The following is a 22,622-nucleotide window of genomic DNA, read 5'->3' as shown; positions in this document are numbered from 1 at the left end:
TGGAGACATCCATGAGCAACGCCCCCGGCCCGGCAGCCCCCCTCGGCCCGTCAGGTCCGTCCGACGACGAGATCGCGGCCCTCGACGCGCACTGGCGGGCCGCCAACTACCTGGCCGTCGGCCAGATCTATCTGATGGCCAACCCGCTCCTGACCCGGCCGCTGACCCGGGAGGACATCAAGCCGCGCCTGCTCGGCCACTGGGGCACCTCGCCCGGACTGAACCTGGTCCACACCCACCTCAACCGGGTCATCAAGTCCCGCGGCGTCCAAGGACTCTGCGTCTGGGGACCGGGCCACGGCGGACCCGCCGTCCTCGCCAACTCCTGGCTGGAGGGCAGCTACTCGGAGACGTACCCCGACGTCGGCCGCGACGCCGAAGGCATGGCGCTGCTGTTCAGACAGTTCTCCTTCCCCGGCGGGGTGCCCAGCCATGTGGCACCGGAGACACCCGGCTCCATCCACGAGGGCGGCGAACTCGGCTATGCCCTCACCCACGCCTACGGAGCCGCCCTCGACCACCCCGATCTGCTCGTCACCTGCGTCATCGGCGACGGCGAGGCCGAGACCGGGCCGCTCGCCGCGTCCTGGCACTCCAACAAGTTCCTCGACCCGGTGCACGACGGGGCCGTCCTCCCGGTCCTCCACCTCAACGGCTACAAGATCGCCAATCCGACCGTGCTCGCCCGCCTCCCCGAGACGGAACTCGACGCCCTGCTGCGCGGCTACGGGCACGACCCCCTGTACGTCGGCGGCGACGACCCGGTCTCCGTCCACCGGGCGATGGCCGCCGCGATGGACCGGGCCGTCGACCGGATCCGGGAACTCCAGGCCGCCGCCCGCACCGGCGGCGGCACCGGCCGCCCGCACTGGCCGATGATCGTGCTGCGCACCCCCAAGGGCTGGACCGGCCCGGTGGAGGTCGACGGGGTGCCCGTCGAAGGCACCTGGCGCGCCCACCAGGTCCCGCTCTCCGGGGTCCGCGACAACCCGGACCACCTGCGGCAGCTGGAGGAGTGGATGCGCTCCTACCGCCCCGAGGAACTCTTCGACGCCGCCGGGCGGCCCAGTCGCCAGGTGCTCGCCTGCGTGCCCGCGGGCGAGGCCCGGCTCGGCTCGACCCCGTACGCCAACGGTGGCCTGCTCCTGCGCGAGCTGCCCATCCCGCCGCTGGAGGACCATGCCGTCGAGGTCGTCAGGCCCGGCACCGAGCTGCACGAGCCGACCCGGGTGCTCGGCGGCCTGCTGGCGGCCGTCATGGCCGCCACCGCCGAGCGCCGCGACTTCCGGGTCGTGGGGCCCGACGAGACGGCGTCGAACCGGCTCGACGCCCTCTACGGCGCCACCGCCAAGGCATGGCAGGAACGGACCCTGCCCACCGACGAGCACCTCTCCCACGACGGACGCGTCATGGAGGTGCTCTCCGAGCACCTGTGCCAGGGCTGGCTGGAGGGATATCTGCTCACCGGCCGGCACGGACTCTTCTCCTGCTACGAGGCGTTCGCCCACATCGTCGACTCGATGGTCAACCAGCACATCAAATGGCTCAGGACCTCCCGCCGGCTGGCCTGGCGCCGTCCCATCGCCTCGCTGAACTACCTGCTCACCTCGCACGTCTGGCGCCAGGACCACAACGGCTTCTCCCACCAGGACCCCGGTTTCGTCGACCACATCCTCAACAAGAGCCCCGAGGTCGTACGGGTCTACCTGCCGCCGGACGCCAACACCCTGCTCTCCGTCGCCGACCACGTACTGCGCAGCCGCGACTACGTCAATGTGATCGTGGCCGGCAAACAGCCGTCCTTCGACTGGCTCACCCTCGACCAGGCCCGCGCGCACTGCGCCCGGGGCGTCGGCGTATGGGAATGGGCGGGTACGGAGGACGGCAGCCGCGCACCCGACGTGGTGCTCGCCTGCGCCGGTGACGTACCCACCCTGGAGACCCTGGCCGCCGCGGACCTGCTGCGCGGGCATCTGCCGGAACTGGTGGTGCGGGTGGTCAATGTGGTGGACATGGCACGGCTGCTGCCCCGTGAGGAGCATCCGCACGGGATGCCGGACTCCGAGTACGACGCGGTGTTCACCAGGGACACCCCCGTGATCTTCGCGTACCACGGCTATCCCTGGCTGATCCACCGGCTCGCCTACCGGCGCGCGGGCCATGGGCAGCTGCATGTGCGCGGCTACAAGGAGGAGGGCACCACCACGACGCCCTTCGACATGGTGGTCCGCAACGACCTGGACCGCTACCGGCTGGTCATGGACGTCATCGACCGGGTCCCCGGCCTCGGCGTCCGCGCCGTGGCGGTCCGCCAGGCGATGGCGGATGCCCGCACCCGCCATCACGCCTGGATCCGTGAACACGGCACGGACCTGCCCGAAGTGGCCGACTGGGCCTGGAGCGGCTGACGCCGTCCCGCCTCCCGTGACGCGGGATCAGCGGCCGACCGCCCGTGCCAGCTCGGCCTTCGTCATGCTCGACCGTCCGTGGACGTTCTTCTTCCGCGCCTCTTCGTAGAGCTGGTCGCGGGTCGGTCCCTCCGCCCCGCTGCGGGAGCGCAGACCGCCGCGCCGGGAGGACGACATGTCCTCGATCGAGGTCCGGCTCGCGGTCCTCGACTCCCCGGCGCGGGCGCGGGCCTTGTTGACCGTGCGGGCCGCGATCTCCTCGGCCCGTTCCTCGCTGACTCCGCGCTCCTGCGCGCTCTCCTTGATGTGCTCGTACTGCCGTTCCCGCTTGGCATTGGATCCGCGTGGCATGGTGCGGTCACTCCTCTCCCCGGGACCTGTCCCGGGGCCCGGTGGGCCCCTCCTCAGTCTCCCAGCGACGCCCCGGGCCCGCATGCCTGAGGCATGCGGGCCCGGGGCGGGGTACGGCGTGGCGCCGGTACGGTTCAGTAGCGCAGGGCCGCCGCGATCCGCCCGTGCTCCGCGAGCGAGCCGTCCGGGAGGAAGACCACCTCGGCGCCGCTGTCCAGGGCCGCCTCGACGAGCTCGTCCACGATGTCCTCGCGGACCGCGCCGTCCGTGAGGTCGGCCGCCTCGCCGCTCACCGGCTCCAGGTGCTCGTCCGTCACCCGCACCGTCTGCTGGAAGTGCTCCTCCACCGCGACCAGCCCGGCCCGGCCCTCGCGTACGGCGGCCCACACCTCGTCCAGACCGCCGGCGAAGGCACGACGGCCGCGGGCCTCGTCCAGCTTGCCGTCGATCTCAGCGGCGAACCGCCGCTGCCGTTCGTCGAGCGCCGGCCGCAGCTCCTTGAGCAGTTCGCCCGGCGGCATGTCGGCGGGTGCGCCCTTGGTGACCCGGCCGGCGGCCGACCCGGCGGCCTCCCCGACCTCGTCCAGCAGGGCGAGCGCGGGGGCGAGGCCGACCAGGTAGAGCGGGCGCGGGTCCACGGCCAGGACCGCGCGGAGCTTCTCGTCGACCGTACGCAGGAAGGTGCGCGTCTCCTCGTCGCTGAAGGTGCTCGGCGTATCGCCGATCCGCTCCTCGCGCTGCGGGTCGGACGGCTCCTGCGGAGCCGTCAGCGGGAACCCGCCGGTCCGCTCCTCGCGCAGGGTGTCCGCCGTGCCGCTCCACAGGACGGCGCGCTCGGCGGAGACGGTGAGCGCCCAGAACGGCTGGGCCTGCGCCTTCGCGGCGACCAGATTGCGGGTCAGATACGTGTCGCTGAGCACCACCCGTTCCGGTGCGGTGCGCGGGAGGTGCCAGATCCGGTGCTCGTCGGCGGTGACGAGCAGCACCAGGGCGTCCAGGGACCGGCGGGGGTCCACCTCGGTGACCGCCCGGTCGAGCTGCTCCTTGATCGCGGCCCGCGCCTCGCGGGTGACCGCGGGGTCCGCCTCCAGCCGTCCGGCGGCCTCCGCCACCAGGTTGCGGAGCCGGACGGCGTCCTGGGTGTTGTCCGGAGCACGGCGGTGCGTCGGCATGGTGAGGGACAGGGCCGGATAGGGCTTGACCGCACGCAGTTCCTGCAACAGGTCGGCGGTCAGGGCGTCCGTATCCATCGTTCTCTCCCAGGGGTCTCGGCCGGAGTCCGCTCCCGAACGAAGCGGTGAATTCAACGAGTCAATTCATACCTTTTGAGCCTAATATGGGCGAGTTCTTCGGTGGTGTTCCAGGAGGTGCATGGCATGGCCACGCTTACCGTGTGGAAGTTCCCGTCGGCCGAGGGAGCGGAGAGCATGGAGACCGCGCTCAAGTCCCTCCAGAAGGAGGGGCTGATCAAGATCGTCGACGCGGCCGTGGTCAGCTGGCCCGCCGACCGGGCGAAGCCCAGGACCAAGCAGCTGCTCAACCTCGTCGGCGCCGGCGCGCTGGGCGGCACGTTCTGGGGGATGCTCTTCGGCCTGATCTTCCTGATGCCGCTGCTGGGCGCGGCGATCGGGGCGGCGGCCGGGGCCCTGGGCGGCAAGCTGGCCGATGTCGGTATCGACGACGACTTCATCGCCGAGGTCAAGGAGAAGGTGACACCGGGGACTTCGGCCTTGTTCCTGCTGACCACGGACGAGGTGCCCGACCGGATCAGCCAGGCGCTGCCCCACGGCGGTGCCGAGCTGCTCCACAGCAACCTGGACGCGCGGAGCGAGGAGCGGCTGCGTGAGATCTTCGGTGACGAAGAGGACTGAGCCAACGGTGAGCACGGCGATGCGCGCACGCCGGCACCGCCCGGACGTGGGGAGGGCGGAGCGCGCACGTCCGCACCGACCTCCCCTGCCGCGTGTCCTCGTCCCTCCCCGGCGCCCGGACCTTTCCCGGGATCGCCCGGACCGGGTGCGGCTGACGGCCGGGGCCGGGTGAGTACCGCCGCCGGGGCCGTCACCGACGCCCTGCGGGACCTGCACGCGCGGTTCGCCGGGCTGGGCGACGGCCGGCTCGCCGACTACATCCCGCAGCTGGCGCTGACCGACCCGGACGCCTTCGGACTGGCGCTGATCAGCATGGACGGCCACCGCTACAGCGCGGGCGACGCCGCCGCCCCGTTCACCCTGCAGTCCGTGTCGAAACCCTTCGTCTACGCCTTGGCCCTGTCCGCCCTCGGGCTCGACGAGGTGTGCCGTTGGGTCAACGCCGAACCCAGCGGGGAGGCGTACAACGCGATCAGCCTGGAACCGGACACCGGTCGGCCCGACAACGCCATGGTCAACGCGGGCGCCATCATCGCCACCGCGCTGGTCCCGGACACCCCCGACGCCCCGAGGTTCGACCGCATCCTCGACGGCCTGAGCCGGTTCGCGGGCCGGCGGCTGGACGTGGACGAGCAGGTGTACGCCTCGGAGGCCGCCACCGGCGACCGCAACCGCGCCCTCGCCTACCTCCTCCGGAGTACCGGCCCGCTGCCCGTCGACCCGGTCGCGGCGGTCGACACGTACTTCAGACAGTGCGCGGTGCGGGCCACCGCGCTGGACCTGGCCGCGATGGCCGCCACCCTCGCGCACGGCGGCGTGAACCCGCTCACCGGTGACGCGGTGGTCCCGGAACCGGTGGCCGCGCAGGTGCTGGCGGTGATGGCGACCTGCGGCATGTACGACGCCTCGGGGGACTGGCTGCTGCGGGTCGGGCTGCCCGCGAAGAGCGGCGTGTCGGGCGGGCTGATCGCCGCGGGCCCCGCACGGTTCGGCCTGGCGGCCTACAGTCCGCGGCTGGACCCGACCGGCACCTCGGTACGCGGGCGCGCCGCGCTCGGCGCCCTGTCGGAGCGGCTCGGCCTGCATCTGATGCACAACCCGGCGCTGGCCGCCAGCACCGTCACCCTCGTGGCCACCGCCGACGAACTGCCCGCCGCCGGGGCCGCGCCGCACAACCGGGCCCCGCGCGAACGGGTCGCGGTCGTGGCCGCCCAGGGCGCCCTCGACTTCACCGCGGCCGAGCGCGTGCTGTACGCGCTGGACGAGTCGCGCCCCCGGGCGACGGATCCGGTCGTGCTGGACCTGCGGCGGGTGACCGGCGTCGACAGGGTGGCCCGCGCGATGCTGAGCGGCGGGCTCGGCCGGATCGCGGCGGACGGGGCGCGTGCCGCCGTCGCCGACCCGGCCCGCCTGCTCGCCCTGCCCGGTCCCGGGCAGCGGGACGGACCGGCGGCCCCGCGGTGCTTCGCGACCCGTGCGCAGGCCGTGGCCTGGTGCGCGGGAGGCGGGCCCGGCTGAGTGCCGGGGCCCGCGCTTCCCTGCCGGGCCGGGGCTACCAGATGGACGCGACCCACTCGGGGTGATCGATGAACGGGTTCCGGTTGTGCTGGTACTGATCGAATATGACGTCGTTGCGCCGCTTCTCGAAGGCGTCCGGCGGGTCCTCCTGGCTCCACGTCTTCAGTACCGAGAGGCGGCCGATGTTCGGGGCGGAGCCGTTGGACACCTTGTCGTTGGGTTCCAGGTCCGGGAAGGAGTCGTCACCCTCGTACCGCACCGCCATGTAGAGGAGCATGCGGGCCACATCGCCCTTGACCGCGTCGCGCGGCTCGAAGGAGTCGCTGTCGGTGTAGTTGCCCGGTGCGCCGCTGACCGCGCTGCCGCCGTTGTCGAAGTCCTTGTTGCCGCGGATCGAGTTGACGGTGACGTCCTCCGGGCGCAGGTGGTGGATGTCGGTGCCCGGCCCGGTGGCGGTGCCGAAGTCGCCGTGGGACTTGGCCCAGACGTGCTCGCGGTTCCAGTCCCCGACCGCGCCGCCGTTGGAGTTCTTGGACTGGGAGCGGCCGGTGTAGAGGAGGATCACGTTCGAGCTGTTCGCGGGGTCCTCGTCGGTGTCCTTGAGTGCGTCCCAGACCTGGCTGTAGGACAGCTTGGTCTGGTTGCTGATGATCTTGTGCAGGGCGCTTTTGAGCTGGGTGCCGGTCTTGCCGAGCGCATCCTGGTAGTACGTGTCGTCGAGTACCCGCAGCGGTGTCGCGGTGGTGGACGTGGCCTCGGGCGTGGTGGCCGGTGCGGCGGCCGCGGTGCCGCCGAGCACCGCGAAGGCGGCAAGGGTCGCCAGCAGTGGGCGCCGGTGACGAAGGTGACGACGGGACATGTGGGGTGTCCTCTCCGGAAATGCGTGCGCCACGACACCGTCACAAGGTGGGGGGCGGCGCCGCGGCGATCGTGTGGTTCGTGGTACGCGGGAGCCTTCCACACGCACCGTGACCATGGTGTGAACAGTGCGTACCTATCATGTGCAGGTCAAGTGAGGGGTGGATCGCGCCGCCGGGGGACGTCGTGGGGCCTCGGATGCGGCGGGCCGGGCGCGGGGCGAGAATGACCGAAAGGACGAGGAGGCGGCATGAGCGACGAGCCCGAATCCGTATCCGCATCGCGGGGAGTGACTCCCGACAGCCTCTTGCACACCGGCGGCAGCGACCATCCGTCGGCGGAGGACCTGGTGCTCGCCTCCGGGCGGGACCTGACCCCGAAGAATCTCCAGTGGGCGGAGCGCAGACTCGCCCGGGAGGGCCGGTCGGCGATCGACAAGATGCTGCCGTAGGGCGGTTCCGCGGGATCCCGTACCGGCGGGAGGCGGCGGTCCGGCGGCCGGCGCGCGGGGAGTGTGTGGGCGCTCCCCGCGGCTCGGCTAGCCTGGGTGCACAATGAACCGTTTGACGACGTCAGGGGCCGGGTTCGAGCTCGCCCGCTACCCCGAGGACCCGCGCGACCCGTTCCGTGCCTGGGATGCCGCCGATGAGTATCTGCTGCGGCGGCTGGAGGGGGCCGACGGGACGGACCCGGTCGATCTTTCGGGCGCCGTGGTCGTGGTGGGCGACCGCTGGGGCGCGCTGAGCACCGCACTGGCCGGGCGCCGGCCCGTACAGATCACCGACTCCTACCTGGCGCAGCGCGCGACCCTGGGCAATCTGGCCCGCAACGGCGTGGACGCGGACGCGGTACGCCTGCTGTCGGCCAGGGACACGCCACCGGACCGTATCGACGTCCTGCTGGTACGCGTCCCCAAGAGCCTCGCGCTCCTGGAGGACCAGTTGCACCGGCTCGCACCGGCCGTCCACCCGGGCACCGTGATCATCGGTACCGGGATGGTGAAGGAGATCCACACCTCCACCCTCAAGCTCTTCGAGCGGATCATCGGCCCCACCCGCACGTCCCTGGCCGTCAAGAAGGCCCGGCTCATCTTCTGCACCCCCGGCCCGGGAACGGCTGCCACGCCCAGCCCCTGGCCGTACCGCTACGAGCTGCCCGAAGGGCTCGGCCCGGTCTCCGGCCGGACCGTCACCAACCACGCCGGGATCTTCTGCGCCGAGCGCCTCGACATCGGCACCCGGTTCTTCCTCGGGCACCTCCCCGTGCGCACCGGCCCCGACCGGGTCGTCGACCTCGGCTGCGGGAACGGCGTCGTCGGGCTGTCCGCCGCGCTCGCCAACCCCGAGTCCAAGGTCACCTTCATCGACGAGTCGTACCAGGCGGTCGCCTCCGCCGAGGAGACCTTCCGGGCCAATACCGGCCCGGACGCCGAGGCCGACTTCCTGGTCGGGGACGGGCCTGCGGAACTGCCGCCCGCCAGTGTGGACCTGGTCCTCAACAACCCGCCGTTCCACTCCCACCAGGCCACCACCGACGCGACGGCCCGCGCCATGTTCCAGGGGGCACGCGCCGCACTGCGGCCCGGCGGCGAACTGTGGGTCGTCGGCAACCGGCACCTCGGCTACCACACCCGGCTCCGCCGCATCTTCGGCAACTGCGTCACCGTCGCCGGCGACCCGAAGTTCGTCGTCCTGCGCGCTGTCAAGCGCTGACCCGCGCGTCAGGAGCCGCCCCGCGTGGTCGGGCGCGGAGTTCGCCGGTACCGTCCCGGCCCTTCCGGATTCTTGCAACACGTTCTACTGTGTGCGCCGCCGCACACGGACGACGCGACCGCGAGACTCCCGGAGGGGCCGTGCACCTCGAATACACGCCTGAACAGCAGCAGTTGCGCACCGAACTGCGCGGCTACTTCGCCGCACTGGTCCCCGACGACGCATACACGCGGTATGCGGCCCCCGAGGCCCAGAAGCGCTTCTACCGGGAGACGATCCGCCGCCTCGGCACCGACGGCTGGCTCGGCGTCGGCTGGCCGACGGAGTACGGCGGACGCGGGCTGTCCCCGATGGAACAGTTCATCTTCTTCGACGAGGCCGCCCAGGCGGGCGTCCCGCTGCCGCTGATGGCCCTCAACACCGTGGGCCCGACGATCATGCGGTACGGCACCGACGAGCAGAAGGCGTACTTCCTGCCGAAGATCCTCGCGGGCGAGATCGACTTCGCGATCGGCTACAGCGAGCCCGACGCGGGCACCGACCTCGCCGCGCTCCGGACCCGCGCCGTCCGTGACGGCGACGACTACGTCGTGAACGGGCAGAAGATCTGGACCACCAACGGCGACACCGCGGACTGGGTCTGGCTCGCCGTACGCACCGACCCGGAGGCGGCGCCGCACAAGGGCATCACCATGCTGCTCGTCCCGACCGCGGACCCCGGCTACTCCTGCACCCTGATCAACACCCTGGCCTCGCACGACACCACCGCCAGCTACTACGAGAACGTCCGCGTCCCCGTCTCCCGGCGTGTCGGCGAGGAGAACAAGGGCTGGCGCCTCATCACCAACCAGCTCAACCACGAACGCGTCACCCTCGCCGCCCACGGCACCATGGCGATCCGCTCCCTCCACAACGTTCAGCGCTGGGCGGCGGACACCCGGCTGGCCGACGGGCGGCGCGTGATCGACCTCGGCTGGGTCCGCGCCCTGCTGGCCCGCACCCACACCAGGCTCGACGCCATGAAGCTCCTCAACTGGCAGATGGTCTCCGCGGTCCAGAACGCCACCCTCACCCCGCAGGACGCCTCCGCCGTCAAGGTCTACGGCTCCGAGGCCCGCCGCGACGCCTACGCCTGGCTGATGGAGGTCGTCGGCTCGGCCGGCCCGCTCAAGGAGGGATCGGCGGGCGCGGTGCTGCACGGCGAGCTCGAACGCGGATACCGCTCCGCCGTCATCTTCACCTTCGGCGGCGGCAACAACGAGATCCAGCGGGAGATCATCTCGTGGATCGGGCTGGGGATGCCGCGCGTACGGCGGTGACCGCTTTTCGGTTGGCACGGAAGAGGGATGGTCGGCACCACGCGGAGGGGGCGCATTGCCCAGATGTGGCCTTCGAGACAGGTGGCACCTGGTCTCGGTGGTTGACGCCACTCCGGGGGACACCCGGTGCCCTGCTCCGATGGGACGTCGAAGCCGTACCGGCTTTCTGCTGTGCCCGTTCTGTGACGTGATCGGCACCGGCACGCAGTCCGCACACCGTTAGCGTCGGACCCATGATCGTATGGCTCAACGGTACCCACGGTGCAGGCAAGACGACGACCAGTGCACTCGTGCAGCAGCTGATCCCGGATTCACGGGTGTTCGACGCCGAGAAGGTCGGCGAGACACTCATGGACATCACGCCGGGGCTGCCCTGGACGGGCAACTTCCAGCACTGGCCGCCGTGGCGGCCGCTCGTCGTCGAGACCGCCCGCCACGTGCTCGACTACACCGGCGGCACCCTGGTGATGCCCATGACCGTCCTGGTCGAGCAGTACTGGCGCGAGATCAGCGCGGGCCTCGCCCAACACTCCATTCCGGTACGGCACTTCGTCCTCCATGCGGACCAGGACACCCTCCGCCGGCGCATCCAGGGGGACACTCCGGCCGGCACCTGGGGGTTCCGTCTCGAATACCTTGAGCCCTACGCCGAGGCGGCCCGCACATGGCTGCACAGCGAGGCCGAGGTCGTCGACACCACGCACCTCACGCCCGCCCAGGCCGCCCTGCAGATCGCAGAGGCCGTCAAGGGCTGAGGCTTGATCCGCCCGCCACGCGTTACCCGGCATGCAGGGGGTGATCGGCGCGCCCGACAGGCGGCCGCGTCCGTCGACTCATCGACGAAGGTGTCCAGCCGCACCCGGTGTGGATTCGGCAACCTGAGCGGTGTGCCACAGAATCTGGTGGGAAAACCCGCAGGCCAGAGGAAGCGGCAGGTGACATCGACGAGCTGTGGTCACACCGCATGGCGTGGTCCGTCCTGTCGGAACTCCTTCTTCCGGCAGGACCGGTCACATGGATCCACCGCTGCCGCGAGGGGCGTAGAGATCGAGCAGGCGGATCCGGGTGGCCTGCAGCCGGTGGGCGAGAACCTGACCGACCCAGTGGCCGACGGCCGAGCCGAGAGCGGGGTCCTCGTCCATGATGGTGCGTACGGTCGCCGCGTCGAACTCATGGGTACGGACCGGTGTCATCGCCTCCGCGCCGAGGTGCCAGACGTAGGGTTCGAACAGCCAGGCCCAGCCGACCAGTTCGCCGGGGCCGAGGCTCTCGATCACCACCGGTGGGCTTCCCGGCACCCGGATGTCCAGCGTGACGGTGCCCGAGCGCAGGATCCAGAAGCGGTCCGCGTGGTCTCCTTCCTCGAAGAGACGCATTCCCTGGGCGAAGTTGGCCTCCCGTCCGGTCCCCATCAGGCGGGCGCGGTACTCGGCGGGCAGGGCTGCGGTGATGCGGGTCGGAGAAGCGCTCATCGACGGCCTCCTCTGTCGTCTCGGGTTTCAGCATGGGCGGGCAGCCGGTCCGCGGACACGGGCCGACCGGCCCCTGGTGCGGTCCCGTCCGGCCCTGGGAGGCCCCGTGGCGCGGGCCCGTGCGCGGTGGACCGGGAGCCCGGCCGTACTTCTTCGGTGCCGGAGCCCGGCCGCGCTCCGTCGGTGCGTGTCCACTCCCGCTGCCGGAGCTTCATGAGTCCGGTCCGGAGCCGGTGTCGGCGGGGCTGATGCGCCGCCCGGTGAGGCGCGTGGGCCGGATCGACACCCATGTGTCGCGTCCGCCTCCCGCCCATGGCGTGGTATGGGCGAGGGCGGCGAGCCGCCGCAGTGCGTCGGGCTCCGTGACGATCCGTGCGGGGCCCACGGCGAGCACGCTCCAGCCCAGGCTCATGGTCTCGTCCACATGGTCGACCTCGAACGCGACATCCGTCCCCGGGGCCGTGGCGGGCATGGAGCCGGGCGCGGTCCGGAAAGCGATCGTGTCGTCGACGACCTCGTAGTTCACGGGGAAGACCCCCGGGCCGTCGGCTGTCGACACCGCGACACGGCCCACGCCGTGGGTGGAGAGCCGGGCGCGGCATTCGTCGGGGGACAGGTCCTCCAGCCGGGGATTCGGGAGCGCCCGGCCCCGGCCGGGCGGCAGACCGGTGTCGCCGCCGCGCAGCGCCACGGCGGTGGTGCCGAGTACGTCGGCCAGGCTGATGAGGGTCGCCGGACTCGGATCGGCCGGCCGTTGTTCGATGTACGCCAGATAGTCGGGTGCCATTTTGGCGCGGCGGGCCGTCTCCGCGCGGGTCAGCCCCTGCCGCTCGCGTTCCATGGCCACGCGTCGGCCGATGTCGCCCGCGCCGGCCGCCCCGTCGGGCCGGGCTCCGACGGACTCGGAGTCGGCCCCGGCTCCTGCCGTGCCCGGCCCGGACGGCGCGGAGGAGCCGCCGGGCCCGTTCTCCGGGTGGCGGAGACGGGCATCGGGCCCGGGGAACACGAGCGTCACCCGCCCGTTGTCCGACCAGCGCACGTCGTAGGGCGGGGTGCCGTCCGCATGGTGGAGTCCGACGATCTCACCGTCGCGCCTGTCGGCGCCGGTGGCCGGGCTTCCGACAACAAGTCGATCGCCGAGATGAGCTCGCATGATCGCCGCCGTTTCCTCATCATGGTGCTCTACCCAACGTGCCACGCGCGGCGTGCCGTCGCACGGGATGAGGATCCGCGATCCCGCGCAGCCCAGCGGGCCGGAGCCGTGCCCACCGGTCCGTCGACGAGCGGGACGGCCGGGCCGGGGGCCGGCATGCGGCGCCAGGGGATCTGCGGTACTTCTCGAACGAGGAGAAGCCGTGACCGGCGTGCCGGCGCGGACGCCCACACTGCCGACGGCCCCACGCCTTCGTCCGGCCGGCGACAGGCAGGGGCACGGGGAAGGCGGCGGACCGGGCGGACGGCCCCACTCGCCGTCGTTCCCGCCCTCGCGATGCCGGACGGCACCTACGAGACGGAGACAGTCGCCATGGAGCCAGTCGTCACCGTGGGCCTCGACGGCTCACCCGAGAGCCTCGCCGCGGCCCGTTGGGCCGCCGACGAGGCCGACCGGCGCAGGCTCACACTGCGTCTGCTGCACGCGTGGCCCCTGCTGGTGCCCGAGTCGTCCAAGGTCCCCGCGGAGATGGACCAGAACTACTGGGCGAGGCGGATCGTGCACAAGGCACGGGCGGAGCTCCAGAGGAGCCACCCGGGCCTGCCCGTCGTCGGCAGCCTGGTCGCCGACGACGCCCAGCACGCGCTGCTGCGAGCGGCCTCGGAGTCCGAGATGACCGTGCTCGGTTCGCGCGGACTGGTGCCCCTGGAGAGCTATTTCCTCGGAGACATCAGCCTGCCCGTCGTGGCTCGGGCCGACCGGCCGGTGGTCCTGGTACGCGCCGGGGCGGGCGGGCACGGGGCACCCCCCGCACCCGCCGTGAAGGGCGGCGTCGTGGTGGCGCTGAAACTCCACGGCCCCTGCGACGGCCTCCTCGAATTCGCCTTCACCGACGCCGCGGCGCGCGGCGTGCCGCTCCGGGTCGTCCACGGCCAGAGCCTGCCGGTGGCCGCCTACGCGCCCTGGGGCGTGGACCACGACGTGGCGGAGGAGATCGCCCAGGACGCGCGGAAGCGGCTCGACCGGGTCCTGCGCCCCTGGCGCGACAGGTTCCCGCGCGTGGAGGTGGACGACCGCATCGTTCTCGAAAGCCCCGCCAAGGCCGTGGTGAGCGCCGCCCATGGCGCCGGGCTGCTGGTCGTCGGCCGGCGCGAGCACCGCCCCGCCCCGGCACCGCACCTGGGCCCGGTCGCCCAGGCCGCCATCCATCACGCGCACTGCCCCGTCGCCGTCGTCCCCCACACCTGACCGGGTGACGGTCCCGGATCAGCGCAGCCCGACGGCCGGGGACCGCGCCACCAGGGCGTCCACGACGTCGTGGAGCGAACCGCGGCGCGCATGGACGGCACGCTGCCGGTCGGCGCCCGTGCCGGTGGCCGTCAGCCGGTGGAGCAGGGCGACGACGGTTTCCCGGTCGCCGGTCTCCTCCAGGGCGGGGCCGATGTGGCGCAGCAGCGACGGGAGCAGGCCGTCGGCCGGTGACAGCCGCCCCGTACAGGGATCCATGGCCTCGCCGCGCAGCCCGTCGCGCGCCGCTCGCCAGCACGCCGCCCGCAGCAGTTCGGCGGAGAGTCCGGGGCCGGTGTCGCCCCGCTCGACGGCTCGCAGGGCGGTGACGGTCAGCGCCCGCACCAGCACGGCCAGCAGGGCGCTCTCCTCGGCCGTCACGGGGACGTCGGCCGCCCGCACCTCGATGGTCGGGTACCGCGACGAGAGCCGGATGTCCCAGAACAGTGTGCGACGGTCCGGCAGGGTCCCGCTGTCGACGAGTGCCGTGAGGAGCCGCTCGTACGCGTCGTAGGAGGAGAAGTACGGCGGGGGCCCGGAGACCGGCCACCGCTGCCACATCATGCGGCGCCAGCTGGCGTACCCCGTGTCACGCCCGCAGAAGAACGGGGAGTTCGCCGACAGCGCGATCAGATGCGGAAGCCAGCGACGCAGATGATTGCTCACCAGCACGGCGCGTTCCCGGTCCGGGACGCCCACATGCACATGGGCCGCGCAGATGACGTGTTCGTCGACCAGGCCCCGGTAGTCGCGCAACTGCTCCACACAGCGCGGCTCGTCGCTGACCGGCATCGGGATAGGGGTGCCCAGCGGTACCGCGCCGACCGCGGCCGTCCGGGCCCCCACGGCCACCGCAGCCGCTTCGACGGCCGTCCGCAACCGCCGCAGCTCGCCGTGGAGCTCCCCGAAGGAGCCGCACGGCGGGGTCTTCGTCTCCACCTGGTACCGGCCCAGCTCCCCGGAGACCAGATCGCCCAGATCCTCCGCGGCCTTGCGCACCACATCTCCCGCGTACGGGACGACCTCACGGGTGAGGGGGTCGACGAGGAAGTGCTCCTCCTCGACGCCCATGAGCGGCACCGAAGGACGTAATCCGCTCGAATCGGCCATGGAGGTCACCCTAGGAGGAACCCGTGTACACCGCAACGGACCGTCCCGGTAGTCCCTGCGGGAACCATGGGAGGTGTCGGTGCCCGCACGTATCCTTCGCCTGCGTACGTCGCCGAGCGGGAGGTACGGCCAGCATGGTGGACGCCGACCCGGGGCGCTTCGGGGGTCACATTCTGCCGCGATGGCCCGGCTCGGTCCCGGCAGCCGCCCCACCCCGTACGAACCGCGCAGCCGGGACGCCATACTGGACGGGCCGGGGAGGGCGCGGAAACAGGCGTAGTGACGGGGGCGACTGCGGGAGATGGCGGACACCAGACTGATCCAGAGCCGGTACCGGCTGCTCGATCTGATCGGGCGCGGGGGCATGGGCGAGGTGTGGCGCGCCCGCGACGAGTCGCTCGGTCGCCAGGTCGCCGTCAAATGCCTCAAGCCGGTGGGGCCCCAGCACGATCAGTCATTCACCCGAGTCCTGCGCGAACGCTTCCGCCGCGAGGCCCGGGTCGCCGCCGCGCTCCAGCACCGCGGCGTCACCGTCGTCCACGACTTCGGCGAGCACGAGGGCGTCCTCTACCTGGTCATGGAACTCCTCGACGGCCGCAACCTCAGCCAGCTCCTGGAGGACAACAAACAGCATCCCCTGCCGGTGCCCGACGTCGTCGACATCGCCGAACAGGTCGCCGACGCCCTCGGCTACACCCATCAGCAGGGCATCGTGCACCGCGACCTCAAGCCGGCCAACATCATGCGGCTGGCCGACGGCACGGTGAAGATCTGCGACTTCGGCATCGCCAGGCTCGGCCACGACATCGGCTTCACCTCCCGCCTCACCGGCACCGGCATCGCCATGGGCACCCCGCACTACATGTCGCCCGAGCAGATCAGCGGCGGCCAGGTCGACCACCGCAGCGACCTCTACTCGCTGGGCTGCGTGCTGTACGAGATCGCCACCGGAGCGCCGCCGTTCGACCTCGACGACGCCTGGGCCGTCCTGGTCGGACACCGCGACACCCAGCCCCGGCCGCTGCGCACCCACCGGGCCGAACTCCCGGGCTTCTTCGACCGCGTGGTGCTGGAACTGCTGGCCAAGACCCCCGAGGAGCGGCCGGTCGACGCGGGCGACCTGCGCCGGCGGATCATCGTCGGCCGCACCGGCGAGCAGCCGCACCTGCCGTCCACCGGGCCGGTACCGCTCGCACCGCCCGTTCCCGTCCTGTACCCCGGTCAGCAGCTGCCGGCCTGGACCCGTGGCATGACCATCGGGCACAAGGCGACCGGCGCCCTCCCCGGGCTCGCTCCGCCCGACCACTCCGCCGGTCTCACCGGCGAGTGGACCACCGGCGCCGACCCGAGCCGCCTCACCGGTGAGCCGGTGCCGGTCAGGGCCGAGCGCCCGACCCCGTCGCCGGAGCTGCTGTCCGTCCTCGCCGGCCGGCACAGCGCCGGGCTCGACCTGGGCCGGCTCGGCCACTGGGAGGAGGCCGGAGAGGTGCACCGCGCGGTCGCCGCCGAACGCGAGCACGCCCTCGGCCCCGACCACCCCGACACCCTCTCCAGCCGGTACGAGATCGGCTTCACGCTCAGCCGCACCGGACGCGCCGCGGACGCCCTGCGGGAGTTCGACCGCGTCGCCCGGGGCCGCGAGCGCAGCCTGGGCCCCGACCACCCCGACACCCTGGCCGCCCGTCAGGAGGCGGCGTACGTGCTGGGCCGGCTGGGCCGCCACTTCGAGGCCCACCAGGTGTACGCGGAGGTGCTGGCCTCCCGGGAGCGGTCGATGGGCCCCGACCACCCCGACACCCTGCGCTGCCGCCACAACCTCGCCTTCAACCTCGGCAGGCTCGGCCGCCTGGAGGACTCCTGCCGGATGGCCAGGGACGTGGTGTCGGCCCGCACCCGGCTGCTCGGCGCCGACCACCCCGACACCCTGGTCACGCTCTACGAGGTGGCGTACACACTCGGCAGGCTCGGGCGCTGGACGGAAGCCCTCCAGGCCTACCAGGACGTCGCCCGCGCCCGGTCGCGTTCGCTCGGCGCCGACCACCCCGACACGCTCTCCGCCCGCTACGAGGTCGGCATCAGCCTCGGCCGCCTGGGCCGCAGCGCGGAGGCCCTGGAGCTGTACCGCGTCCTGGTGGAGGACCGGACCAGAGTGGGCGGCCCCGCCCACCCCGAGACGCTCCGCGCCCGCCACGGCCTCGGCGTCAACCTGGGGCGCCTGGCCCGCTGGGAGGAGGCGCTCGCCGAGGCCCGCGAAGTGTGCGCGATCCGCGAACGCGTCCTGGGCCCCGACCACCCCGACACCCTCGTCAGCCGCCGCGAGGTCGCCGTCGGTCTCGGCTGGCTCGGCCGCTGGGCCGACGCCCTCACCGTCTACCGCACGGTCGCCGCCGCCCGCGAGCGGCTCCTGGGCCCCGGCCACCCGGACGCCCTCGCCGCCCGCAACGACGAGGCGCACTGCCTGGAGCAGCTCGGCCGCGGTGCCGAGGCCGTCGAGCTGTACCGGCAGGTCGCCGCGGTGCGCCGCGGGCAGCGGGCGTCGCCGGACTGACCGGGCACCACGGCCTCTGGTCAGGGGCGATCGCACCGTGCTACGAAGGGTCATGCCCGCACCCGACAGCTATGACGCAGTGATCGTGGGCGGCGGCCACAACGGTCTGGTCGCCGCCGCCTACCTCGCCCGCGCCGGACGGTCCGTCCTGGTCCTGGAGCGCCTGGCCACCACCGGGGGAGCGGCCGTCTCGACCCGCCCCTTCGCCGGGGTCGACGCCCGTCTGTCGCGCTACTCGTACCTGGTGTCGCTGCTCCCGGACAAGATCGTCCGGGAACTCGGACTGGACTTCGCCGTGCGCAAGCGCACCATCTCCTCCTACACCCCGACCGCGCGCGGCGGCCGCGCCACCGGGCTGCTCGTCGGCGGGGACCGCACCCGGGACTCCTTCGCCGCGCTCACCGGCTCCGACCGGGAGTACGAGGCCTGGCAGCGGTTCTACGGCATGACGCGGCGCGTGGCCGAACGGATCTTCCCGACCCTCACCGAACCGCTGCCCGGCCGCGACGCCCTGCGCGAGCGGATCGACGACCCGGAGGCGTGGCGGACGCTCTTCGAGGAACCCATCGGTGTCGCCGTCGAGAAGAACTTCGCCGACGACCTGGTACGCGGAGTCGTCCTCACCGACGCCCTGATCGGCACCTTCGCCGACGCGCACGACCCGACGCTGCTCCAGAACCGCTGCTTCCTGTACCACGTCATCGGCGGCTCCACCGGCGACTGGGACGTTCCCGTCGGCGGCATGGGCGCGCTCACCGACGCCCTCGCCCGCGCCGCCCGGGAGGCCGGTGCGGAGATCCGGGTCCGGCACGAGGCGACCAGGATCGAGACCGACGGGACGCGGGCCGAGATCACCGTCCGCTCACCCGGGGCGGAACACGTCGTCGCGGCCCGCACGGTGCTCGTCAACGCCTCTCCGCAGGCGCTCGCCGCCCTCCTCGGGGACGAACCGCCCGCCCCGGCCGAGGGGGCACAGCTGAAGGTGAACATGCTCCTCACCCGGCTGCCCCGGCTGCGCGACCGTTCCGTCGACCCGCGCGCGGCCTTCGCCGGGACGTTCCACATCGCCGAGGGGTACGGGCAGCTCGCCGACGCCTACCGGGACGCCGCGGCGGGGCGGCTGCCCGCCGCCCCGCCGTCCGAGATCTACTGCCACTCGCTGACCGACCCGTCGATCCTCGGCCCGGACCTGGCCGCCCGCGGCTACCAGACCCTCACCCTCTTCGGCCTGCACACCCCCGCCCGGCTCTTCGCCGCCGACAACACGGCGGCGCGGGCCGAGCTGCTGGCGGCGACGCTCGCCGAACTCGACACGCACCTGGACGAGCCGCTCACCGACTGCCTGGCGCGCGACGAGAACGGCGAGCCGTGCATCGAGGCGAAGACCCCGCTCGACCTGGAACGGGACCTGCGGCTGCCCGGCGGCCACATCTTCCACCGGGACCTCGCCTTCCCGTACGCCACGGAGTCCACCGGCCGGTGGGGGGTGGAGACGGCACACGCCAATGTGCTGCTCTGCGGGGCCGGCGCGGTGCGCGGCGGCGGGGTCAGCGGGGTGCCCGGCCACAATGCCGCGATGGCGGCGCTGGGCCGGTGACCCGGGCCCGCTACCGGCCGAACACGCCCCGCAGCGCGCCGAGCTTGCGCGGGAGGTCGTACTCGGCGCCGCCCTCGTGCCCGTTGTACGGGAACACCTCGATCTTCGCCGGGCCCGCATAGCGGTGGTAGGCGGCGAACACCGTGGACGACGGGCAGATCTTGTCCATCAGGCCGACCGAGAACCACGCCGGGGCGGTCGCCCGTGCCGCGAAGTTGACTCCGTCGAAGTAGGACAGGGTCTCCATCGCCTCGTCGATCCGGAAGCGGTGCCCGGACAGCCAGCGGGCGATCTCCGCGTACGGTCCGGCGTCCGTGATCTGCGAGGCACGCCGGTAGTGGCAGAGGAACGGCACATCGGCGACGGCCGCCACGAGGTCGTCCCGCAGCCCGGCGACGGCCAGCGCGAGCCCGCCGCCCTGACTGCCGCCCAGCACCGCCACCCGTGAGGCGTCCACCGCCTCATGGGCCTTCGCCGCGTCCACCGCCCGTACCGCGTCCGTGATCAGCCGCCGGTAGTAGTGGCGGTACGGGTCCTCGATGCCGCGGGTCAGGAAGCCGGGGGAGGAGGAGCCGTGCCCGTCCGGGCCGATGTCCGGGGTGTCCGCGGTGTTCTTGCCGCCCCCGCCCTGGCCCCGGTTGTCCATCACCAGATGCGCGTACCCGAGCGCGCTCCAGGTCAGCCAGGAGTACGGAATCCCCCGGCCGCCGTTGTAGCCGATGTACTGCACCACGGCCGGGAGCGGGCCGGAACGCGTCCTCGGCAGCAGCAGCCAGGCCTTCACCGGCTGTCCGCCCCAGCCCCGGAACGTCACGTCGAACACGTCGACCGTCGCGAATCCGGCGTCGTACGGGACGGACGAGGCGTCCAGATCGTGACGGGCCGTCTCGGTGAGCGTCTTCTCCCAGAAGGCATCGAAATCGGCCGGTTCCTCCGGCTCCGGCCGGTAGTCGCGCAGCCGGTCCAGTGGCATGTCGAACAGCAAGGGTCTAGCTCCACTTCAGGGTGAGGTTGAGGGTCGCGCCGTGGCGGCCGGTGGTGTCGGCGGTGATCCGGATGCCGTCGCCGGTGGGCGCGGCGCTGACGCCCGGATCGGCGGAGACGACGCTCAGTCCGCGCTGCGCCAGGTCCAGCACGACCGAGGACCGCAGCTGTGTCGGGTCGGAGAGCGACACCTTCACCGTCTTCCCGTCCGGCCGCACCAGCACCGAGGCCGGGCCGTCCGAGGTCAGCTCCTGCGCGGTGCCGGCGGTCCAGAAGTTCGCGGCGAGCAGTCCGTCCGCGCAGCGGCGTACCGCGTGCACGGCGGTGGAGCGGGCGATCGGCTTCACCGGCGGCGCGGACGACCACTGCGCGGTCCGCTCGGGCGAGGCCGCCGGGGCCTGGAGCCAGTAGTAGCCCGCTCCGCTCGGTGCGGTGCCGTGGTCCTGCCAGAGCGTCAGATACGGCCGGGTGACCGAGGTGTCCGTGCCGTACTTGAGGTTGATCTCGCGCCAGGTCGCGGTGCGCTCCTCACGCAGACCGTTCAGCGTGACGGGCTCGGGGAAGACATAGCCGCCGGTTCCGGCCAGATGGAGCCACCGGACCTGGTCGAGCCGCGCCGACCAGCCGTCGTCCGTGGGCGCCGCCGCGCCGTTGACGAGCAGGGCCGCCGCCGGGTCGCGCAGCTTGCGGTTCTCCACCACCGTCTCGGCCGTGCCCGCGTCGGAGTCGATGCCCGAGCCGACGCAGGCGATCACGTCGTCCAGACAGAACCAGCTCTTCAGCCCGTGCAGCGAACTGCCGTACGCGCGCAGTTCCATGCCGTACGCGCCGAGCGTGGTGCCCGGCAGCGCGGTGCCGCCCGCCCAGTCGGACGTGCTGGTGGTCCGCTGGCCCGCCGCGTCCGCCGGACGTCCCGCGACGACCGTGGTGCCGGGCAGCCGGGCCGGGTCGACGGTCGGCCAGTAGTCCTCGCTGTAGTGCCCGAGGTCGTCGGTGTAGAGCAGAACCATGCCGTCGGAGAGGTGCCAGGCGTGCAGGTTCTCGTTCTGGATCGACTCGTAGTTGTAGATCCGGGACGAGTACGCGGAGATGCCGAGCGAGAAGGACGGCCGGCGGTGGGCCGCCTTGTCCATGCGCGGATGCTGCTTGTGCGCGACCAGCGGCCCCCGGGCCGGCACCGGGGAGGCGATGACCTGGCGGGCGGCGACGAGCGAGGCGAGGTCGGTGGCGGCCAGGAAGTCCCGGTAGGTGTCCTCGGCGATCCACTGCTTGACCAGGGCGGTGAACCGGTCGGCCGTCTCGCCGGGGAAACCCGGGATCAGCCGTACCACCGCCTCGATGACCGTCTGCGCCGACACATGGCCCTGCTTGCTGGGACGGGCGATCTCCCGCCCGCACACCGACGCCATCACGTCGCCGCGCACCAGCAGCGGGTCGAAGCCGTCGTCGACCCAGCGGCGGATGTTGTCGAGGTCGGGATCGGTGACCGCCCACGCGGTCCCGGCGAGGAGGTTCAGCAGCCGGGAGAGGTTGTTCAGCAGTTCCTTGCCGTATCCGCCGTTGTACGGATGCTTGTAGTGCTGGAGGAACGAACCGTCGGAGTAGAAGCCCTCGCCGGTGCCCTCCGCCGCGGCGCTCGCGTCGTTGAAGGCGAGGACGCTGTTGGCACCCGAACCCTCGACGTCCGAGAGAGCGTCACGGACCCGGGCCAGGTCGTCGCCCGCGCCGCTGAGCACCGCGTTGACGGCGACCACGGTGGAGACCCACACCCGGTTGGCCCCGGTCGCGATCTGCCGGTCCGCCCGCCAGAGGTTCGGGTCGGGCGTGTAGTGCCGCACGGCCCCGGTGATCCGGCCGAGCCGCTCCGTCCCGAGCACGTCGTACAGCAGCACCGCCGCGTCGTTGAGGGCGAGCGCGGAGCCGATCTCCCAGTCCCAGTCGTTGTCGAACCGGGTGTGGCCGGGACCGTAGCGGTTGGTCAGCATCCAGTCGAGACTGGCCAGCAGCAGATCGCGCAGCACGGTGTCGCCGTACTGCGGGGTTCCGGGGACGGCCCACGCGGTGGCGACCGTGGCGAGCCGCTTGAACGACGTCGTCACGTGGTTGGAGAGCGTGGTACTGGTCAGATCGGGGAACAGTCCATCGGTCCTGGCCGGGTCGAGGCCCTTGACCGAGGTGGTCGCGGCCTTGCCGATCCTGGCCACCGCCGCCGCGATCTGAGGGTCCGTCGGGTCGAGGCCGGGGCCGCCGGTGAGCAGGGTGAGCCAGCGGGTGCGCAGGGCGGTGGCGTCGTCGACGACGGCGGGCCCGGCCGCCGCTCGCGCGGTGCCCGCGGAGGCGAGCGGCAGCGCGGCGGCGGCGCCGAGGGCCGCCGCCCCCGCGAGAACGGTGCGCCGGGTGGCGCCCGGAGTGGTGCCTGGGTTCGTCATACGGC

Annotated in this window: 18 protein-coding genes; 10 read left to right on the top strand and 8 right to left on the bottom strand. The window is 72.5% G+C overall.

Translation table 11 applies throughout. The features are described 5' to 3' along the window. Nucleotides 1-11: 11 nt before the first annotated feature. Nucleotides 12-2,408, top strand: coding sequence for a phosphoketolase family protein (locus GA0115234_RS40845; RefSeq protein ID WP_093551929.1), 2,397 nt, complete (start codon nucleotides 12-14; stop codon nucleotides 2,406-2,408). 27 nt (nucleotides 2,409-2,435) lie between these two features. Here the strand turns inward: GA0115234_RS40845 and GA0115234_RS40840 are convergent, their stop codons facing one another. Then, nucleotides 2,436-2,759, bottom strand: a complete 324-nt coding sequence (locus tag GA0115234_RS40840) for a plasmid stabilization protein (protein ID WP_093551927.1) — start codon at nucleotides 2,757-2,759, stop codon at nucleotides 2,436-2,438. Nucleotides 2,760-2,893: 134 nt separating this feature from the next. Beyond that, the gene (locus GA0115234_RS40835) at nucleotides 2,894-4,009 is read right to left on the bottom strand and encodes a baeRF3 domain-containing protein (protein ID WP_093551925.1); all 1,116 of its coding nucleotides are present in this window, start codon (nucleotides 4,007-4,009) and stop codon (nucleotides 2,894-2,896) included. A 126-nt stretch (nucleotides 4,010-4,135) separates the two neighbouring features. On the opposite strand from GA0115234_RS40835, the gene GA0115234_RS40830 reads away from it, so the two are divergent. Both GA0115234_RS40830 and glsA read left to right on the top strand, forming a co-directional pair. Further along, entirely contained in the window at nucleotides 4,136-4,630 is a 495-nt protein-coding gene (locus tag GA0115234_RS40830) for a DUF1269 domain-containing protein (RefSeq protein ID WP_093551923.1), read from the top strand. A 168-nt stretch (nucleotides 4,631-4,798) separates the two neighbouring features. After that, entirely contained in the window at nucleotides 4,799-6,148 is a 1,350-nt protein-coding gene (gene glsA / locus GA0115234_RS40825; protein WP_093551921.1) for a glutaminase A, read from the top strand. A 34-nt stretch (nucleotides 6,149-6,182) separates the two neighbouring features. On the opposite strand, the gene GA0115234_RS40820 is transcribed toward glsA, so the two are convergent. Continuing rightward, nucleotides 6,183-7,007: an endonuclease I family protein gene (locus GA0115234_RS40820; RefSeq protein WP_093551919.1), complete on the bottom strand. Its 825-nt coding sequence runs from the start codon at nucleotides 7,005-7,007 to the stop codon at nucleotides 6,183-6,185. 249 nt (nucleotides 7,008-7,256) lie between these two features. Here GA0115234_RS40820 and GA0115234_RS40815 point away from each other — a divergent pair, with 249 nt between their 5' ends. From GA0115234_RS40815 to GA0115234_RS40800, 4 genes are all read left to right on the top strand, one after another. Further along, complete coding sequence (locus GA0115234_RS40815; RefSeq protein WP_093551917.1) at nucleotides 7,257-7,457, top strand: hypothetical protein; 201 nt, start codon at nucleotides 7,257-7,259, stop codon at nucleotides 7,455-7,457. A gap of 103 nt (nucleotides 7,458-7,560) precedes the next feature. Continuing rightward, complete coding sequence (locus tag GA0115234_RS40810; protein WP_093551915.1) at nucleotides 7,561-8,718, top strand: methyltransferase; 1,158 nt, start codon at nucleotides 7,561-7,563, stop codon at nucleotides 8,716-8,718. 140 nt (nucleotides 8,719-8,858) lie between these two features. Then, the gene (locus tag GA0115234_RS40805; protein WP_093551913.1) at nucleotides 8,859-10,037 is read left to right on the top strand and encodes an acyl-CoA dehydrogenase family protein; all 1,179 of its coding nucleotides are present in this window, start codon (nucleotides 8,859-8,861) and stop codon (nucleotides 10,035-10,037) included. Nucleotides 10,038-10,270: 233 nt separating this feature from the next. Next, nucleotides 10,271-10,792 carry an ATP-binding protein gene (locus tag GA0115234_RS40800; protein WP_093551911.1) on the top strand — a complete coding sequence of 174 codons (522 nt, stop codon included), beginning with the start codon at nucleotides 10,271-10,273 and terminating at the stop codon, nucleotides 10,790-10,792. Nucleotides 10,793-11,047: 255 nt separating this feature from the next. On the opposite strand, the gene GA0115234_RS40795 is transcribed toward GA0115234_RS40800, so the two are convergent. Next, nucleotides 11,048-11,509 carry a cyclic nucleotide-binding domain-containing protein gene (locus GA0115234_RS40795; RefSeq protein WP_093551909.1) on the bottom strand — a complete coding sequence of 154 codons (462 nt, stop codon included), beginning with the start codon at nucleotides 11,507-11,509 and terminating at the stop codon, nucleotides 11,048-11,050. A gap of 211 nt (nucleotides 11,510-11,720) precedes the next feature. Continuing rightward, entirely contained in the window at nucleotides 11,721-12,662 is a 942-nt protein-coding gene (locus GA0115234_RS40790) for a DUF1918 domain-containing protein (RefSeq protein ID WP_093551907.1), read from the bottom strand. A 372-nt stretch (nucleotides 12,663-13,034) separates the two neighbouring features. On the opposite strand from GA0115234_RS40790, the gene GA0115234_RS40785 reads away from it, so the two are divergent. Further along, nucleotides 13,035-13,910 carry a universal stress protein gene (locus GA0115234_RS40785; RefSeq protein ID WP_093552041.1) on the top strand — a complete coding sequence of 292 codons (876 nt, stop codon included), beginning with the start codon at nucleotides 13,035-13,037 and terminating at the stop codon, nucleotides 13,908-13,910. An 18-nt stretch (nucleotides 13,911-13,928) separates the two neighbouring features. Here GA0115234_RS40785 and GA0115234_RS40780 read toward each other — a convergent pair whose 3' ends face one another. Continuing rightward, nucleotides 13,929-15,059 (bottom strand): carboxylate-amine ligase, encoded by a 1,131-nt coding sequence (locus GA0115234_RS40780; protein ID WP_093551905.1) that lies wholly within the window; start codon nucleotides 15,057-15,059, stop codon nucleotides 13,929-13,931. 301 nt (nucleotides 15,060-15,360) lie between these two features. Here GA0115234_RS40780 and GA0115234_RS40770 point away from each other — a divergent pair, with 301 nt between their 5' ends. Both GA0115234_RS40770 and GA0115234_RS40765 read left to right on the top strand, forming a co-directional pair. Next, nucleotides 15,361-17,607: a serine/threonine-protein kinase gene (locus GA0115234_RS40770; RefSeq protein WP_093551901.1), complete on the top strand. Its 2,247-nt coding sequence runs from the start codon at nucleotides 15,361-15,363 to the stop codon at nucleotides 17,605-17,607. Between the two features lie 52 nt (nucleotides 17,608-17,659). Then, entirely contained in the window at nucleotides 17,660-19,204 is a 1,545-nt protein-coding gene (locus tag GA0115234_RS40765; RefSeq protein ID WP_093551899.1) for a phytoene desaturase family protein, read from the top strand. A gap of 10 nt (nucleotides 19,205-19,214) precedes the next feature. Here GA0115234_RS40765 and GA0115234_RS40760 read toward each other — a convergent pair whose 3' ends face one another. Both GA0115234_RS40760 and GA0115234_RS40755 read right to left on the bottom strand, forming a co-directional pair. Next, entirely contained in the window at nucleotides 19,215-20,189 is a 975-nt protein-coding gene (locus tag GA0115234_RS40760) for an acetylxylan esterase (protein ID WP_093551897.1), read from the bottom strand. A gap of 4 nt (nucleotides 20,190-20,193) precedes the next feature. Further along, nucleotides 20,194-22,617, bottom strand: a complete 2,424-nt coding sequence (locus tag GA0115234_RS40755) for a polysaccharide lyase 8 family protein (protein ID WP_093552039.1) — start codon at nucleotides 22,615-22,617, stop codon at nucleotides 20,194-20,196. Nucleotides 22,618-22,622: the final 5 nt, after the last annotated feature.

Origin of the sequence: Streptomyces sp. DvalAA-43, assembly GCF_900091725.1 — a bacterium.
GTDB classification, from domain to species: Bacteria; Actinomycetota; Actinomycetes; order Streptomycetales; family Streptomycetaceae; genus Streptomyces; species Streptomyces pulveraceus.
Note: the sequence above shows the minus strand (reverse complement) of the source record. Positions and strands in the feature narration are given on the sequence as shown.